This window comes from Gordonia terrae (genome assembly GCF_001698225.1).
In the GTDB taxonomy this organism is placed as follows: domain Bacteria; phylum Actinomycetota; class Actinomycetes; order Mycobacteriales; family Mycobacteriaceae; genus Gordonia; species Gordonia terrae.
Genome location: NZ_CP016594.1, coordinates 4,797,550 through 4,814,043 on the forward strand (window position 1 = coordinate 4,797,550; position 16,494 = coordinate 4,814,043).

Sequence of the window (16,494 nt, forward strand, 5' to 3'; positions counted from 1 at the left end):
AAGAGGTCTAGACTCGAACCCGTGCCAGCCTTCAGCCCCCTCGAATGGCCGGTGTTCCGCCAGCTGCGGTCGGGCGACGTCTTCGGACGCGGGCCGGCGGTCACGTCGGCGAAGACACGCGGCATCGAACCGCGCACCGCCGCCGCGGACCGCGTGGTCCAGAGCGTGTGCCCGTTCTGCGCGGTCGGTTGCGGACAGAAGGTGTACGTGAAGGACGAGAAGGTCGTCCAGATCGAGGGCGATCCCGACTCACCGATCTCGCGCGGCCGCCTGTGCCCCAAGGGGGCGTCGAGCGAGCAGCTGGTCAACAACCCGATGCGGCAGACCGCGATCCGCTATCGCGCCCCATATGCGACGGAGTGGCAGGACCTCGACCGCGACACCGCGATCGACATGATCGCCGATCGTTTCCTCGAGGCCAGGCGCCGCGGATGGCAGGACCACGACGACGAGGGCCGGTTGCTCCGGCGCACGATGGGTATCGCCTCGCTCGGTGGCGCCACCCTCGACAACGAAGAGAACTACCTGATCAAGAAGCTGTTCACCGCCGCGGGTGCGATCCAGATCGAGAACCAGGCACGTATATGACACTCCGCCACGGTCCCCGGTCTGGGGGCCTCGTTCGGACGCGGCGGCGCGACGCAATCACTGCAGGACATGGCCAACGCCGATTGCATCGTCCTCATGGGCGGCAACATGGCCGAGGCGCACCCGGTGGGTTTCCAGTGGGTGTCGGAGGCGAAAGCCAAGGGCGCGAGGGTCATCCATGTCGACCCTCGCTTCACCCGCACCTCCGCGGTGGCGGACAAGCACATCTCGATCCGGGCCGGTTCTGACGTCGTCCTGCTCGGCGCGCTGATCAACTACGCCATCACGCACGAGAAGTACTTCCGCGAGTACGTCGTCGCCTACACCAATGCGGCGACCCTGGTCTCGGCGGACTTCCGCGACACCGAGGACCTCGACGGCCTCTTCTCCGGGTTCGACGCCGAGACCGGCGAATACGACGCCTCCAGTTGGGCATACGAGGAACCGGCCGCCCAGTCGGACGACAGCGGAGGCGGCGAGGACGGCAAGGTCGAGTCGCCCGGACACCCCGACGACGGACCTCCCGTCAAGGACCGCGCCGTCGGCCACGAACACGGATCCGGCGGGCCGCCGCTGGAGCACGGTGCGACGGTGCGCGACGACTCGCTCGAACATCCGCGCACCGTGTTCCAGATCGTCAAGCGCCACTACTCGCGCTACACCCCCGAGATGGTGCGCGACATGTGCGGGATCTCGGTACGCGACTTCGAGTATCTGGCCCGGGCCGTCACCGACAACTCCGGCCGCGAGCGCACCACGTGCTTCGGGTACGCGACCGGCTGGACCCAGCACACCTTCGGAGCCCAGTTCATCCGCGCCGCGTCGGTCCTGCAGCTCCTGCTCGGCAACATCGGGCGCCCCGGCGGGGGCATCATGGCCCTCCGCGGACACGCGAGCATTCAGGGGTCCACCGACATCCCGACGCTGTTCAACCTGCTGCCCGGCTACCTGCCGATGCCCTCGGTGGGTAAGCACGACAGCTTCGCCGACTACATCGACGCGATCACGTCGAAGGCCGAGAAGGGTTTCTGGGCCAACGCCGAGGACTACACCGTGAGTCTCCTCAAGGCGTGGTTCGGCGATGCCGCGACCGCCGAGAACGACTGGTGTTACGACCATCTGCCGCGACTCACCGGCCCGGCGGGCACCTTCCAGACGACCGTCGACATGCTCGCCGACAAGGTCGACGGCTACTTCGTCCTCGGTCAGAACCCCGCAGTGGGTTCGGCCAACGGCCGCCAGGCGCGGATGGCGATGTCGCACCTCAAGTGGCTCGTCGTCCGCGATCTCAACATGATCGAGACGGCCACCTGGTGGAAGGACGGACCGGAGATAGAGTCCGGCGAGCTGCGCACCGAGGACATCGCCACCGAGGTGTTCTTTCTGCCGGCGGCCACACACGTCGAGAAGGCCGGCTCGTTCACCCAGACCCAGCGCATGGTCCAGTGGCGTCACCAGGCCGTCGAGCCACCGGGCCAGTGCCAGAGCGAGATGGACTTCTTCTACGAGCTCGGGCGACGCATCCGCGAACGTCTCGCCGGGTCGACCGACGAGCGCGACCGTCCGCTGCTCGACATCACCTGGGACTATCCCCTCGACCAGCACGGCAACCCCGATCCCGAGGCGGTGCTGTCGGAGATCAACGGCTACCACGTGACCGGTCCCGACGCAGGCAAGAACCTCACGTCCTACACCCAGATGCGACGCGACGGTTCGACCGCGGGCGGCTGCTGGATCTACACCGGCGTGTACACGGGCGCCGACACCGACGGGCCGTCGAACTCCGCCGCCCGCCGGGTCCCGCAGGGCGGTGGCGGTGTCACCCAACACGAGTGGGGCTGGGTGTGGCCTGCGGATCGTCGAATCCTCTACAACCGCGCATCGGCCGACCCCGACGGCCGGCCGTGGAGTGAACGCAAGCGGTATATGGAATGGGACGCCGACGCGGGTCGATGGGTCGGTCCCGACGTACCCGACTTCCCCGTCGACCTCGCACCCGACGCGCGACCCGACCCCTCGGTCGGCGGCGTCGAAGCCCTGTGCGGCGACGATCCGTTCGTCATGCAGGCCGACGGCAAGGGTTGGCTCTACGCCCCGCGGGGATTGGTCGACGGCCCGCTGCCGACGCACTACGAGCCGCAGGAATCGCCCGTGGTCAACACGCTGTATCCGCAACAGCAGTCGCCCGCCCGGGTCCTGTTCCCCCGCGCGGACAACCTCGACGCGCCGAGCGGCGATGTCCCGGGCTCCGAGGTGTACCCGTTCGTGTTCACCACGTACCGCCTCACCGAGCATCACACCGCGGGCGGCATGAGCCGGTGGTCGCCGTATCTCTCGGAGCTGCAGCCGGAGATGTTCTGCGAGATCTCGCCCGAGCTGGCCGCGGAGCGCGGCCTGACCAACGAGGGCTGGGCGACGATCGTCTCGCCACGCGGCGCGATCGAGGCACGCGTGCTGGTGACCGACCGCATGATGCCGCTGACGATCAACGGCCGGCAGGTACATCAGGTCGGTCTCCCGTACCACTGGGGCGTCGGTTCCGACGCGGTGGTCAGCGGTGACGCCGCGAACGACCTGATCGGGGTCACACTGGATCCGAACGTCCAGATCCAAGAATCCAAGGTCGGTTCGTGCGATGTCGTCGCCGGACGCCGACCGCAGGGTCGGGCACTGCTCGACCTGGTGCGCACCTACCAGGAGCGAGCCGGGGTCACGGTCGAGACAGACAATCAGCACATCACCGGGAAGGTGGACGAGTAGATGGGGCAGCTGTCCGGACCCTCCGACCCCAGTGTCGACGCGCACTGGGCCACGCACGAATCCCGGAAGGGGTTCTTCACCGACACGTCGATCTGCATCGGCTGCAAGGCCTGCGAGGTGGCCTGCAAGGAATGGAACTCCAACCCGCGCGACGGCGACCTGGCGCTGACCGGGATGTCGTACGACAACACCGTCGCACTCGGTGCGAGCACCTGGCGGCACGTCGCCTTCATCGAACAGAACTCCGACCGCATCGCCGAGGCCCGCGAATCCGGCCGCATGCTGGTCGGTCTCGGGATGCCCGCCATGCCCGAACACGAGGGATCCGGTGGTGCCGATCAACCGGTCGGTACCACCCTCCCGCCGGCTGAGCCGGCGAGGAGCGAAGCCGCCGGGCCGAGCAAGCGACGAAGGAGCGCGTCGAGGTCGACGAGCCGAGTCGAAGTCCCGGACACCCCCGAGTTCCGCTGGCTGATGTCGTCGGATGTGTGCAAGCACTGCACCCATGCGGGATGCCTCGACGTCTGCCCGACCGGCGCGCTCTTCCGCACCGAGTTCGGCACCGTGGTGATCCAGGACGACGTCTGCAACGGGTGCGGGACGTGCGTCGCGGGATGCCCGTTCGGCGTCGTCGAACGTCGCGCCGACGGCACCGCGGCCCCGACGACGCGTTCCGGCGAGCGCAAGGGTGAACAGCCCGATGTGCCCAAACGCGGTGTCGCACAGAAGTGCACGCTCTGCTACGACCGCTTGGTCGACGACGAGACGCCCGCGTGCGCCAAGACCTGTCCGACCACGTCGATCAAGTACGGCGACCACGACGACCTCGTCGACGACGCCCACGCCCGCGTCCGGGCGCTGCACGATCAAGGCATGACCGAGGCGCGGCTGTACGGTGCCAACCCGAATGACGGTGTGGGAGGCACGGGTTCGGTGTTCTTGCTGCTCGACGAACCGGAGGTCTACGGGCTGCCGCCGGACCCGCGGGTGTGCACCGCCGACCTGCCGGCCATGTACAAACGCGCCGGGATCGCCGCCGCCGGAATGCTCGCCGCCGCCGCACTCTCGTTTCTGCGGGGCGGCCGATGACCTCGTCGGAGTTCGACTCGTTCCGTCCGCCGGAGCCGCCCCGGCGGCGCGGCCGGGGTTTCGGCCGTGGCGGACAACGCAAGCCACGCAAGAACTTCGGCCAGGACGACGGCAACCGTGAGATGTCGATGGTTCCTGACGCCGAGTTCACCTCGTACTACGGACATCCCGTGGTCAAACCGCCGCCCTGGGACGAGAAGGTCGCCGCCTACCTGTTCCTGGGCGGTGTCGCCGGCGGTTCCGGTGTCCTCGCCGCCGGCGCACAGCTCACCGGACGGGATGTGTTGCGCCGCAACGCCCGTCTCGGCGGCCTCGGCGCTGTGGGCCTGGGTGCGATCGCGCTCGTCGCCGACCTCGGCCGGCCCGACCGCTTCTACAATATGCTGCGAACATTCAAGGTGACCTCACCGATGAGCGTCGGCTCGTGGATCCTGTCGGCGTTCAGCGGCGCGCTCGGTGTGGCCGCGGTCGGCGAGATCGACCGGATGTCCGGGGCACGTCTCCCGCTGGGGCCGCTACGTCCGGTGCTTCGCGCCGTCGAGGCCCCGGCCGGGCTGGCGGCGGGTCTCGCGGGACCGCCGCTCGCGGTCTACACCGCGGTGCTGCTCTCCGACACCGCCGTGCCGACCTGGAACGCCATGCACCGCGACCTGCCGTTCGTGTTCGTCAGTTCGGCCAGCCTGGCGTCGAGCGGGCTGGCACTGGTCACCACGCCCACGCGCCAGGCGGCCCCGGCGCGCACCCTGGCCGCCATCGGCGTGATCGGCGACCTCACCGCGATGCGACTCATGGAACACCGGATGGACCCGGTGACGACCGAACCGATGCACGACGGTACCGCCGGAAAGCTGCTGCGGTGGAGTGAGCGGCTGGCCGTGGTCGGCGGCGTCGGCGCCCTCCTCAGCAGCCGGTCCCGGCCGCTGGCCGTCGCGTCGGGACTGGCGTTGCTCGCCGCGTCGGCGTGCACACGTTTCGGCGTCTTCGATGCCGGGATCGAATCCGCGAAGAACCCGCGCTACACCATCGAACCGCAGAAACGGCGCCTCGCGGCCCGTCGCGCCGCCGGGATCACCGACGACTCGATCACCACCGGACCGCCCGCGCCCTGAGTGTGGGTAGCGCTTCTGCTCCGTGAGTGCCAGGAGCGTCAGCGCACCGTGATCCCGGAGTCGGCCACCGTCTCCCCGATCACCGGATAGCCCGGGACCTCACCGACCACGAGGAGCCCGCCCGATGTCTGAGCGTCGGCCAGGAACAGCAGGTCGTCGTCGCTGATCCCGGCACCGAGGGTCAGGTGCGGGCGCACCCAGTCGAGGTTGCGGCGGGTTCCACCGGACACGAACCCGTCGCGCAGGGCCTCGGCCGCGTCGCTCACCGCGGGTACCGCGCTGCGGTCGAGCACCGCGCCGACGCCGGACGCGCGGCACAACTTGTGCAGGTGACCGAGCAGGCCGAAACCGGTGACGTCGGTCGCCGCGCGGGCACCGGCTGCGACCGCGGCCGTCGAAGCGTCGCGATTGAGCGTCGTCATCAGGGCGATCGCCTCGTCGAACACCTCGCCGGTCTGCTTGTGCCGGTTGTTCAGCAGCCCGACCCCGATCGGTTTGGTGAGGGTGATCGGCAGGCCCGCCTCGGCGGCGTCGTTGCGCAGCAACCGGTCGGGGTGGGCGACTCCCGTCACCGCCATGCCGTACTTGGGTTCCGGGTCGTCGATGGTGTGCCCGCCGATGACCGGGCAGCCCGCCAGCGCCCCGACGTCGAGACCGCCGCGCAGCACCTCGGTCATCAACTCCATCGGCAGGACACCTCGTGGCCACCCGACCAGGTTGATCGCGACGACGGGGGTACCGCCCATCGCGTAGATGTCGGACAGCGCGTTTGCGGCGGCGATGCGGCCCCAGTCGTAGGCATCGTCGACGACCGGGGTGAAGAAATCGGCGGTGGAGAGCACGGCGAGGTCGTCGCGGACGCGCACGGCCGCGGCGTCGTCCCCGGCGTCGAGCCCGACGATGATGTCGTCGCCGACCTGGCCGGTCAGCCCGGCGACCGCCTGCTCGAGCTCGCCCGGCGGGATCTTGCACGCGCATCCGCCACCGTGGGCGTAGCCGGTGAGTCGGACGGGAGCATCATCACGCACAGTCACCGTGCCGAGGGTAGCCCTCACGCAATCAGACATGTCCCCGACCGCGGATCGCTACCATCGGGCACATGAGGCAGGCAGACGGCGAGTACTTCGTCACCGCAGACGAGTTACAGGCGTTCTGGGAGTCGGGTCACGACTACTGGTACATGCGGGAGGACGGTTCCACCGACCTGTATGGCGACGAACTCGACATCACCCACGGCTGGCCAATCTTCCTGATGAAGCGGGACGACGACTGGTTTGCGAAGTGGGACGGCGATTTTCGACGAGCGGTCGAGGATGATCTCAATCCGAAGCTGATCCGCCACTTCGAGGAGCTGATCACCCAGGGGAACTGGCCGCACCAGCAGGACTGACGGTTCTCGCCGTCGGATACGTTGGACGGCGCAGGGAGGCGTATGGGTCCTGGTGGGCTCCCCGGTCTTCAAAACCGGTGAGATCGAGTATCTCGGTCTGGCGGGTTCGATTCCCGTCCGCCTCCGCCACCCACCGCCGGCTGAGCCGGTGACAAGCAGGGCGAGAGCCACCCACCGCCGGCTGAGCCGGTGACGAGCGAAGCGAGGAGCCGTGTCGAAGCCCCCCGTCACCGACCCGCGTCGCCGGATTCCACGCACCGATGCCCTGCTGTCGCTGCCCGCCGCGATCGACGCGCGAAAGCGGCTGGGCGACGGGACGGTTCGCGCCACCATCCGTGCCGCCCAGGACGCCGCGCGGCGCGGTGAACTGCCGCCCGACGACGTCGAGCAGGCGGTCGTGGACGCACTCTCCGGTCACCGCGCGTCCTCGGCACGCCCGGTGCTGAACGCCACCGGCGTCGTCGTGCACACCAATCTGGGTCGGGCGCCACTCTCCCCCACCGCACTCGAAGCAGTGGTCGCAGCATCGGGCTATGTGGATGTGGAACTCGATCTTCGGACCGGGACGCGGTCGAAGCGCGGGGCGGCCACCCGCGCGGCGCTCGTGAACGCGTGTCCCGCCGCCGGAGATGCGTTGATGGTCAACAACGGTGCCGCTGCGCTGGTGCTCGCGACGACCGCGCTGGCCGCCGGCCGGGCGGTGGTGATCAGCCGTGGCGAGATGATCGAGATCGGTGCCGGCTTCCGGCTCACCGAGCTGATCGCGTCGACCGGCGCACGGCTGCACGAGGTCGGTACGACCAACCGGACCCATGCACGCGATTACGCCGACGCCCTCGCCTCGGACGACGTCGGTGCCATCCTCAAGGTCCACCCCAGCAATTTCCGCGTGGAGGGCTTCACCAGCGACACTTCGCTGGCGGAGCTGCGCGACCTCGGCCGGGCGCACGACGTGCCCGTCGTCGCCGACATCGGCAGCGGACTCCTGCGACCAGACCCGCTGCTGCCCGACGAGCCGGACGCGACGACGACACTGGAATCCGGTGCCGATCTGGTGATCGCGAGCGGCGACAAGCTCCTGGGCGGTCCGCAGGCCGGACTCCTCCTCGGTGATCCAACCCTCGTGCAACGGTTGGCGAAACACCCTCTGGCGCGGGCGGTTCGCGCGGACAAGCTCGCACTCGCCGCCATGGAGGCCACCGTCGGCGGGCCGCGGCCGCCGGTCTGGAAGTACCTCCATGCCGACTCCGAGAACCTTCGCGTACGCACTGAATCCCTGGCTACTGCACTCGGTTTCCCGGTCGTCGCACACGACGGGCGGGTAGGTGGCGGTGGCGCACCCGGTGTGCCGCTACCAGGGTGGGCGGTGCGGCTCCCGGTCGCCGCGGCCGGGCGCCTTCGCCTCGGCGATCCCGCTGTGCTGCCCCGCGTCCACGACGACGCATGCCTCGTCGACGTGCGGTGCGTCCCCGAGGCCGACGACCCGCGACTCCTCGCCGCGATCGTGCAGGCCCTGGACGAACTGTGATCCCCGAATCATGAAGTTCAGCGCATGAAGTACTGCTCATGAAATACGTGGTCGCCACCGCCGGACACGTGGACCACGGCAAGTCCACACTGGTGCGGGCTCTGACCGGCATCGAACCGGACCGGTGGGAGGAGGAACGACGCCGCGGCCTGACCATCGACCTCGGCTTCGCCTGGACGACACTGCCTTCCGGCGCCGATGTGGCTTTCGTCGACGTCCCCGGTCACGAGCGGTTCATCCCGAACATGTTGGCCGGCCTGGGACCTGCGCCGGTCGTCCTGTTCGTCGTGGCCGCCGACGAGGGGTGGCGTGCCCAGTCCGACGACCATCGCGACGCCATCGCCGCACTCGGCATCCAATCCGGGTTGCTCGTCATCACCCGCGCCGACCGGGCATCGGCTGATCGCATCCGCGAGGTGATCGACGAAGCGCGACACCGGCTGGGCGACACCGGTCTTGCCCATGTCCCCGCGGTGGTGGTGTCCGCAATCGACCACTCCGGCATCGACGAGTTGCGCACGACCCTCGATGATGTTCTCGCGCAGTCACCTTCGCAACCGTCCTCCGGTCGTGTGCGGTTCTGGGTCGACCGGGTGTTCACCCGCACCGGGGCCGGTACGGTCGTCACGGGCACCTTGGCGTCGGGAACGATCTCGGTCGGCGACACCCTGGAACTACATACTCCCCACGGCGGCCGCCGGGTCGATGTTCGCGGATTGCAAAGCGAGGGAACGACTCTCGCGACCGCTGGTCCGGTCAGCCGGGTCGCGGTCAACCTCCGCGGTGCGGGTGTCGACGACGTCGCGCGCGGTGACGCGCTCGTGACTCCGGGCGCCTGGCACGCGTCCGCCCTCATCGACCTACGACGCGCGAGCGGCACGCCGTTCGACGAGGCCCCCGAGCACCTGATCGCCCACATCGGCACGGCCGCGGTACCGGTGCGCGTGCGACCGCTCGACCCCGATCATGGCCGACTCACGCTCGCCCACGCTCTCCCGCTGTCGAACGGAGACCGGGTGGTACTGCGTGATCCCGGGCAGCGGATCGTCGGCGGCGGCGTCGTCCTGCACCCCGATCCGCCGCCACTGACTCGCCGGGGTGACGCCGCACGTCGAGCGGCAATCCTGGCGGCCACGACCGACGGCGCGGGAGCTGCCGAGGAGGTCATGCGACGGGGCGCGGTGCGCGTCGCCGATCTCGCGCGACTCGGTCTCGTCGGCGACGCGGACTCCGTACCCCGGTCCGTCCGCGTGATCGACGGATGGTGGGTTGCCGAGGAGTCACTCGCGGCCTGGGCCGGACGACTACACACCTCCGTTCTCGAGCTGCACGAGCGGGACCCGTTGTCCGCGGGCATGTCCGCGGCGGGAGCGCCCGCACTGTTGGGTCTGCCGGACTCGGCGTTGCTGGACGCCGTCGTCGCCGAGGCGGGTCTCGCGTCTTCCGATGGCCACCTGTCGGTGCCCGGCCACATCCCCTCCCTCGGCGACGCAGAGGACGCGGTCCGCGCCTTGGAGCGACGTCTCACCGACCAACCGTTTCGTGCTCCCGAGGCCGACGACCTCAGCACACTCGGACTGGGCGCCAGGGAACTGGCCGCAGCCGAGCACACGGGACGAGTGCTCCGGTTACGCGACGGGGTCGTGCTGTTGCCGGCCGCCCCAGCCATGGCGATGCGCATCCTCGCCTCGCTCGATCAACCGTTCACCACCAGTGCCGCCCGTCAGGCGCTGGGAACAACTCGGCGCGTGGTGATCCCGCTGCTCGAGTATCTCGACTCCCGCAGGTGGACCCGACGCATCGACGCCGGGCACCGCGAGGTCGTGCGGTGAACTCGACGCGAGGCGGCTCGACGGACTCGTCCGAGTCAGCTGCCGGACGGCGGCCCCGGCACCATGAGGTCGAACATGCGCCGAAGACAGTGCCCGAGCTCGAGATCGTCTCGTCGGAGCCACATCTCGTGTGCAGCAGATGATCCGGCGATGACCGCGTACGCCACCGCGGTCGGGTACGCGTCATCGCCACGACCGGCGGCACGCGTCCGGACGTGGTCGGCGATGACCGTCCGCCACCGCCGATAGACGATATTCGCCTGCGCCTGCACTGCGGGCACGGTGAGAATGAGTTGCGCCCGATGACGCGCCCACCGCTCTTCGGCTCGTCCGTGATCGATCGCCGTGATGAACGCTTCGGTCACCGTCAGGTGGGGTGGCGTGTCGGTGGACGCCGCTGCGACGAGCCGGCGGAAGTGATCGAGTTCGGCCGCCGACTCGACCCACACCACGTCGGCCTTCGTCGGAAAGTAGCGAAAGAAGGTCCGGCGGCTGACTCCCGCCGCATCGGCGATGTCGCCCACACTCGTCTTCTCGAAGCCGCGCTCGAGGAACAATTCCTGTGCTCGTGCGGCGAGCTCATGCGCGCTGGTCGTGGCGGGACGGCCGCCCCGGTCGACGCGCACCTCCTCAGACCGTGCGGTTTCCATGCCCGCCATCGTGTCACCCCCGCCTGCCGCGGACGCCTGACACCGGAAAAGTCGGTTTCGGCACCGTTATGGCACGCTGTGACATATCGTCACCGGTGAGACGTGCATCACTCGTCGCACGTCGTGTCGAAGGGATCACCATGGGCAAACTCGAGGGCAAGGTCGCCTTCATCACCGGAGCCGCACGCGGTCAGGGACGCAGTCACGCGATACGCCTGGCCCAGGAGGGCGCGGACATCATCGCGGTCGATGTCTCCCAGCAGGTCGAGACCGTCCCCTACGACACCGCCCGCCCGGGCGACCTCGAGGAGACCGTGCGCGAGGTGGAGGCACTCGACCGCCGGATCATCGCCACCGAGGCCGACGTGCGTGACCTGTCCGCGCTGAAGCAGGCCGCCGACGACGGGGTGGCACAGCTCGGCCGCATCGACATCGTCCTCGCCAACGCCGGTATCAGCACCATGGCGCCCACTCTCGAGATGGACGAGACCATGTGGCAGACCATGATCGACATCAACCTGACCGGAGTGTGGAAGACCGTTCGCGCGGCGGCACCACACATCGTCGCCGGTGGGCGCGGCGGCTCGATCGTCCTGACCAGTTCACTCGCCGCGATGTGGGCCAACGAGAACATCGCGCACTACTCCGCGGCCAAGGCAGGACTGATCGGCATGATGCAGGTCCTCGCGAAAGAGTTGGCGCCGCAGAGTATCCGCGTGAACACGGTGCACCCGACCACGGTGGCGACCGAGATGATCCTCAACGACGCCACCTACAAACTCTTCCGTCCCGACATCGAGCAACCCACCCGAGCCGATTTCGAGGAAGCCGCCCGAGAATTGAACAGGCTGCCGGTGTCGATGGTTGAACCGGTCGACATCTCGAACGCGGTCCTCTACCTCGTCTCCGACGACGGTCGCTATGTCACCGGGACCACCCACGTCGTCGACGCCGGCGGACGACTCTAGGAAGGGATACTGACATGGGACTCCTCGACGGCAAGACCGTACTGATCACCGGCGGAGCCCGCGGCCAGGGTTGCGCGCACGCGCTCACCTCCGCCCGCGAGGGCGCGGACGTCATCCTGCTCGACATCACCCGGCAGCTCGACTCCGTCGAATATCCGCTGGCCACAGCCGATGACATGACCGAAACCGTGCGCCAGGTCGAAGCGCTCGACCGGCGGGCTCTGACCTTCGACGCCGACGTCCGCGATCAGACGCAACTCGACGACGCGGTGGCCGCGGGGATCGCCGAGTTCGGCAAGATCGACGTCCTGATCGCCAACGCCGGCATCTGGACCCGCGCCCCGTTCTGGGAGATGTCCGAACAGATGTGGTCGGACATGATGGATGTCAACCTCACCGGGGTGTGGAAGTCCGCCAAAGCCGTTGCACCGCAAATGATCGAGCGACAGAGCGGGTCGATCGTCATCACCTCGTCGGTGAACGGACTCGAACCCGGCATGAACTACGCGCACTACGTGGCCACGAAACATGGCGTGATCGGGCTGATGAAGAACATCGCGCTGGAGCTCGCGCCGCACGGAATCCGCTGCAACTCCATCAATCCGGGCGCGATCCGTACCCCGATGACCGATCAGCAGGGCGCGTGGGACATGTTCGCCGGCCACGAGGGCGGCACCCCCGACGACCTGATCGAGGGCGGATATCACTTCCACGCACTCAAGGGGCACTCGTTCATGCCACCCGAGGTGATCGCGAACACCGCCCTGTACCTCAACTCGGACCTGGCAGCTTCTGTCACGGGCGTGACCATCCCGGTGGATGCCGGTCACCTTCTCCTCACCGGGGTCAACCAGGAACCGGTCAGGTGACCTCACTTCGGCCGATGGAGACACATGGCCTCGCGGCGATCCGGGCACGGATCGCCGCCGAGGTCGTCGGCCGCGATCGCGAACTCGACCTCGTCCTGGCCGCGGTGGCCGCAGGCCGGGACCTGATCCTGGAAGGCCCACCGGGAACATCCAAGAGCACACTGCTGCGCTCGATCACCGCCGACTGGGGCATCCCACTCGTCCTGGTGGAGGGCAATGCCGACCTGACTCCCGGACGCCTGGTGGGGCACCACAACCCGGCGCGGGTCTTGCGCGAGGACTACTCCCCCGACAACTTCGTCGACGGCCCGCTCATCGAGGCCATGCGCGCCGGCGGGTTCCTCTATGTCGAGGAGTTCAACCGCGCGCCGGAGGACACCATCGACACTCTGCTCACCGCGATGGCCGAGCGGACCATCACCGTCCCGCGCGTCGGCACCATCGCCGCCCAGCCAAGTTTTCGCATCGTGGCGTCGATGAATCCCTTCGACAATGTCGGCACCACGCGCCTGTCGACCTCGGTCTACGATCGCATGTGCCGGCTGGTCGTCGACTATCAGGACGACGCGGCGGAGCGCGAGATCGTTTCGCGCAGGACAGAATTGTCGTCGGCGAGAGTGGTCGCGGATGCCGTCGCCGTCACCCGCGACACCCGTCGACACGACGCCGTCCGTCAGGGCAGCAGCGTACGCGGAGCGATCGACACCGCACTCCTCGCGCACCAGCTGTGCGAGATGCGCGGCACAACCGTCCCGGTCGACGACGCGGTCGAACCGCCACGCGACCTGCCGTCGGCGTACACCGCCACCTTCCTCGACGCCATGCAGGTTGCCCTGTCCGGGCGGATCCATCTCGACGACGTCGCGTTCACCACCGCCGAACAGGTGCTCGGCGAGATCTGGCAGAACCACTTCCTACTGGCGCCGGCGGCGGCCGAACCGGGTTGAAGAGCGGTCGACGCCGATTCACCGCTCCGGCGCGATGAGGTCAGCACTCAACCCCGTCAACGGAAGCCACTGCGGCGCAGACCCAAACAGCTGTCGGAAAGCCCGGTGTTGTTCGAGCCCGCGGGCCGCGGCGGCGCCGTCGCCCCGATCGGTCGACGTGGACGTGCCCGGGACGTGCCCCGCGGGACCTCGGGTGCGGTCGTCGCGGTCACCGATGACGCAGGTACCCGTGACGACGATTCCCCTGCAGCACAGACCGACCCGGTCGCGCGAGAGCGGGCGATCGGACTCGCCAGACGACTCCGACTCGCACGTCCCGTGGAGACACGGAACGCACGCCGCAGCGCCAACGGTGTACTCACGAGCCAGCGTTGGCGGGGTGGCTCCGATGAGCTCGATCTCGACGCGACCCTCGAGGCACTCATCGGCAACCCGATTCCTGAGGACGACGACATCCGCGTGCGCGAGCGCGTCCGGCGCCGACGCTCCATCGTGCTGGCGGTCGACGTGTCCGGCTCCGCCCGCGGCGAGCAGGTCCGCACCGCGGCCGCGACAGCCGGCGCACTCGCCGGTGAACTCGGTCGCGACGACCTCGCCGTCATCGCCTTCTGGTCCGACGCCGCGCTCATCGTCCCTCTCGGCCGACCGGTCACCACCGAACAACTCGTCGACGAACTCCTCGCACTGCCCGCACAGGGCCTGACCAACGTGGCCTTCCCGCTGCAGACCGCCCTCGAACAGTTGGCCGACGCACCTTCGGCCGACGCTCGCGTGATCCTGTTGAGCGACTGCGTCCACAACGCCGGACCCGACCCCCGGGACGCGGCCGGCCGGTTGCCCCGCCTCGATGTGCTGTTCGACATCTCCGGTGAACATGACGCCGAACTCGCACAAGACCTGGCGCTCATCGGCCGGGGGCGGTGCCGGCCGATCCGGGACCACCACGACGTGGTGCCCGCCCTCCAGGCGATCTTCGCCTAGGCGGTGGCGGGCAACCAGCCTTACCACACGGCACCGACAGAATTTGATCACTCAGATCCATTGCACACCAACACTTTCGGTGTTGTCAGACGGCCCAGGTCGTGTACACTCGAAAGCACATTCGCATCAACGGCTCCCGGGGGAGGTGACCGTCATGACAGATACCCAACGACACGATGGCACCGGCGTGCCGTCCCCTGGTGCGGTCGAGTTGGTGGCCGAACTGCACGCGATTCTCGACAAACTGCAGACCGTCGACCTATCGCCGTGCACCGATGCCGAACTCGCCGACATCGCAGCCGACACCGAATGCGCCATCGCACGACTTACCGTCGCCGGCGACCGGCAGATCGATCAAGTCGAAGCCCGTGACCTCCCCCGCAAGGCCGGTTGCCGAACGCTCATGCAGTTCATGACCCACCGGCTGCGAGTGTCGAACCCGACGCGTCGCCGCAAGCAGATGGACGCCACCGCCACCCGCACCAGCCTCGGCGGTGACATCTTGGAGCCCGAACACCCCTGCCTGGCTGAGGCATTCGCGCGAGGCGCCGTCGGCACCGCACACGTCCAAGCCGCCCTCGACGTCCTCGACCGGATCCCGAACGCTGTCGACCACGACGTGAAAGTCGCTGCGGAACGGCAGATGGCCGAGATCGCCATCGATCACACCCCGGCCGACATCACCCAATTGGGCGCGCGCTTGTTGGCCCATCTCGACCCGGACGGCACACTGGCCGACGACACCGACCAGAAACGACGCCGCGGCGTGTGGATCGGGCGGCAACGCGCCGACGGCACCGCCACCATCTCCGGCACCCTCAGTCCTGAACTGAATGCCCGGCTGACGATGATGTTCGCGGTCTGGGGCAAACCCGGACTCAACAATCCCGACGACCCCGCCTCACCCAGCGGACCGGCCGGCACCGCCGACCCCGACGCCCTCGCGCTCGCAGCCGATCGTGACGGCCGCACCCTCGCCCAGACGAATCACGATGCGCTCGACGCCGCACTCACCGCTGGCTTTTCAGACGGGATTCTCGGAAAGTCGCACCGCGGCCTGCCCGCCCATCTGATCATCAAAGCCGACCTCAATGATCTGATTCGTGAAGCCGGGCTCGCCACCACCGCCACCGGCACCCTGCTGCCCATCCCCGACCTGATCGCGATGGCCGACGAGGTTCAGCCGTGGCTCGCGATCTTCAAAGATCACACCGCCGTGCCACTGTACTTCGGGCGCGGGAAACGCTTGGCAACCCGCGAACAACGCCTCGTCTCCTTCGCGCGCCCCGACGGCGAAGTGTGCTCGGCTCCCGGGTGCGATCAACCCGCCACCCACGTCGAACTCCATCACGCCCACAAGGATTGGGCCAAGGGTGGTCTCACCGACATCGACGACCTCGCACCCGCCTGCCCGCGACACAACCGCATGGTCGGCGACCAACCCGGCCAATACACCACCCGGATCGAACGGTCCGGACCCGACGAAGGCCGCTGCGTCTGGCGGTTGAATGCCGAGCCCGGCGCGCCACCCAACCCCGAACACATCAACCGCCGACCCGACATACCCCGGCGATTCGCAGAACATCTGAACACCGTGCGCACCGAGATCCACGGACCGCCAACCCGGCCCGACGATCAAGCACGCCAATCATGGCTGACAATCAGCCACGTCATCGACGTCCGACCACCCCGACCCGGACCACCCTCACCCCGGCCCTCGCTCGTCGAAGCACACCTCATGGAGCTACTCGCCACCCTTTGAACCATGCACAACGACAAAGGG

Annotated in this window: 13 protein-coding genes and 1 tRNA gene; 12 read left to right on the top strand and 2 right to left on the bottom strand. The window is 68.5% G+C overall.

All coding sequences use genetic code 11. From position 1 onward, the window contains the following. Positions 1-21 precede the first annotated feature (21 nt). The 3 genes from fdh to nrfD are packed head-to-tail and all read left to right on the top strand — an operon-like array spanning position 22 to position 5,546. Complete coding sequence (gene fdh, locus BCM27_RS21240; RefSeq protein ID WP_174316849.1) at positions 22-3,348, top strand: formate dehydrogenase; 3,327 nt, start codon at positions 22-24, stop codon at positions 3,346-3,348. Then, a complete protein-coding gene (locus BCM27_RS21245; RefSeq protein WP_004021289.1) occupies positions 3,349-4,437 on the top strand; it encodes a 4Fe-4S dicluster domain-containing protein in 1,089 nt (362 codons plus the stop codon). Next, complete coding sequence (nrfD, locus tag BCM27_RS21250; protein ID WP_004021288.1) at positions 4,434-5,546, top strand: NrfD/PsrC family molybdoenzyme membrane anchor subunit; 1,113 nt, start codon at positions 4,434-4,436, stop codon at positions 5,544-5,546. Before BCM27_RS21245 ends, nrfD begins: the two co-directional genes overlap by 4 nt. A 38-nt stretch (positions 5,547-5,584) precedes the next feature. Here the strand turns inward: nrfD and selD are convergent, their stop codons facing one another. Beyond that, complete coding sequence (selD, locus tag BCM27_RS21255) at positions 5,585-6,613, bottom strand: selenide, water dikinase SelD (protein WP_051987086.1); 1,029 nt, start codon at positions 6,611-6,613, stop codon at positions 5,585-5,587. Positions 6,614-6,645: 32 nt separating this feature from the next. Here selD and BCM27_RS21260 point away from each other — a divergent pair, with 32 nt between their 5' ends. The 4 genes from BCM27_RS21260 (at position 6,646) to selB (ending at position 10,296) form a co-directional block, all read left to right on the top strand. Then, positions 6,646-6,936: a hypothetical protein gene (locus tag BCM27_RS21260; protein ID WP_004021286.1), complete on the top strand. Its 291-nt coding sequence runs from the start codon at positions 6,646-6,648 to the stop codon at positions 6,934-6,936. A gap of 34 nt (positions 6,937-6,970) precedes the next feature. Then, positions 6,971-7,065: transfer RNA gene (locus tag BCM27_RS21265), tRNA-Sec, on the top strand. A gap of 82 nt (positions 7,066-7,147) precedes the next feature. Further along, a complete protein-coding gene (gene selA, locus BCM27_RS21270) occupies positions 7,148-8,464 on the top strand; it encodes an L-seryl-tRNA(Sec) selenium transferase (protein WP_004021285.1) in 1,317 nt (438 codons plus the stop codon). Positions 8,465-8,502: 38 nt separating this feature from the next. Further along, positions 8,503-10,296 carry a selenocysteine-specific translation elongation factor gene (gene selB, locus BCM27_RS21275; protein ID WP_004021284.1) on the top strand — a complete coding sequence of 598 codons (1,794 nt, stop codon included), beginning with the start codon at positions 8,503-8,505 and terminating at the stop codon, positions 10,294-10,296. Between the two features lie 35 nt (positions 10,297-10,331). On the opposite strand, the gene BCM27_RS21280 is transcribed toward selB, so the two are convergent. After that, positions 10,332-10,955, bottom strand: a complete 624-nt coding sequence (locus BCM27_RS21280; RefSeq protein ID WP_004021920.1) for an acyl-CoA-like ligand-binding transcription factor — start codon at positions 10,953-10,955, stop codon at positions 10,332-10,334. A 131-nt stretch (positions 10,956-11,086) separates the two neighbouring features. Between BCM27_RS21280 and BCM27_RS21285 the strand changes: the two genes are divergently transcribed. From BCM27_RS21285 to BCM27_RS21305, 5 genes are all read left to right on the top strand, one after another. Next, on the top strand, positions 11,087-11,914 hold the full coding sequence (locus BCM27_RS21285; protein WP_004021919.1) for a mycofactocin-coupled SDR family oxidoreductase: 828 nt from the start codon (positions 11,087-11,089) through the stop codon (positions 11,912-11,914). A gap of 14 nt (positions 11,915-11,928) precedes the next feature. Next, entirely contained in the window at positions 11,929-12,783 is an 855-nt protein-coding gene (locus BCM27_RS21290) for a mycofactocin-coupled SDR family oxidoreductase (protein ID WP_004021918.1), read from the top strand. A gap of 14 nt (positions 12,784-12,797) precedes the next feature. Then, positions 12,798-13,730 carry an AAA family ATPase gene (locus BCM27_RS21295; protein ID WP_051987114.1) on the top strand — a complete coding sequence of 311 codons (933 nt, stop codon included), beginning with the start codon at positions 12,798-12,800 and terminating at the stop codon, positions 13,728-13,730. Between the two features lie 105 nt (positions 13,731-13,835). Beyond that, complete coding sequence (locus BCM27_RS21300; protein ID WP_004021916.1) at positions 13,836-14,711, top strand: vWA domain-containing protein; 876 nt, start codon at positions 13,836-13,838, stop codon at positions 14,709-14,711. A gap of 154 nt (positions 14,712-14,865) precedes the next feature. Continuing rightward, entirely contained in the window at positions 14,866-16,473 is a 1,608-nt protein-coding gene (locus tag BCM27_RS21305) for an HNH endonuclease signature motif containing protein (RefSeq protein ID WP_004021915.1), read from the top strand. Positions 16,474-16,494: the final 21 nt, after the last annotated feature.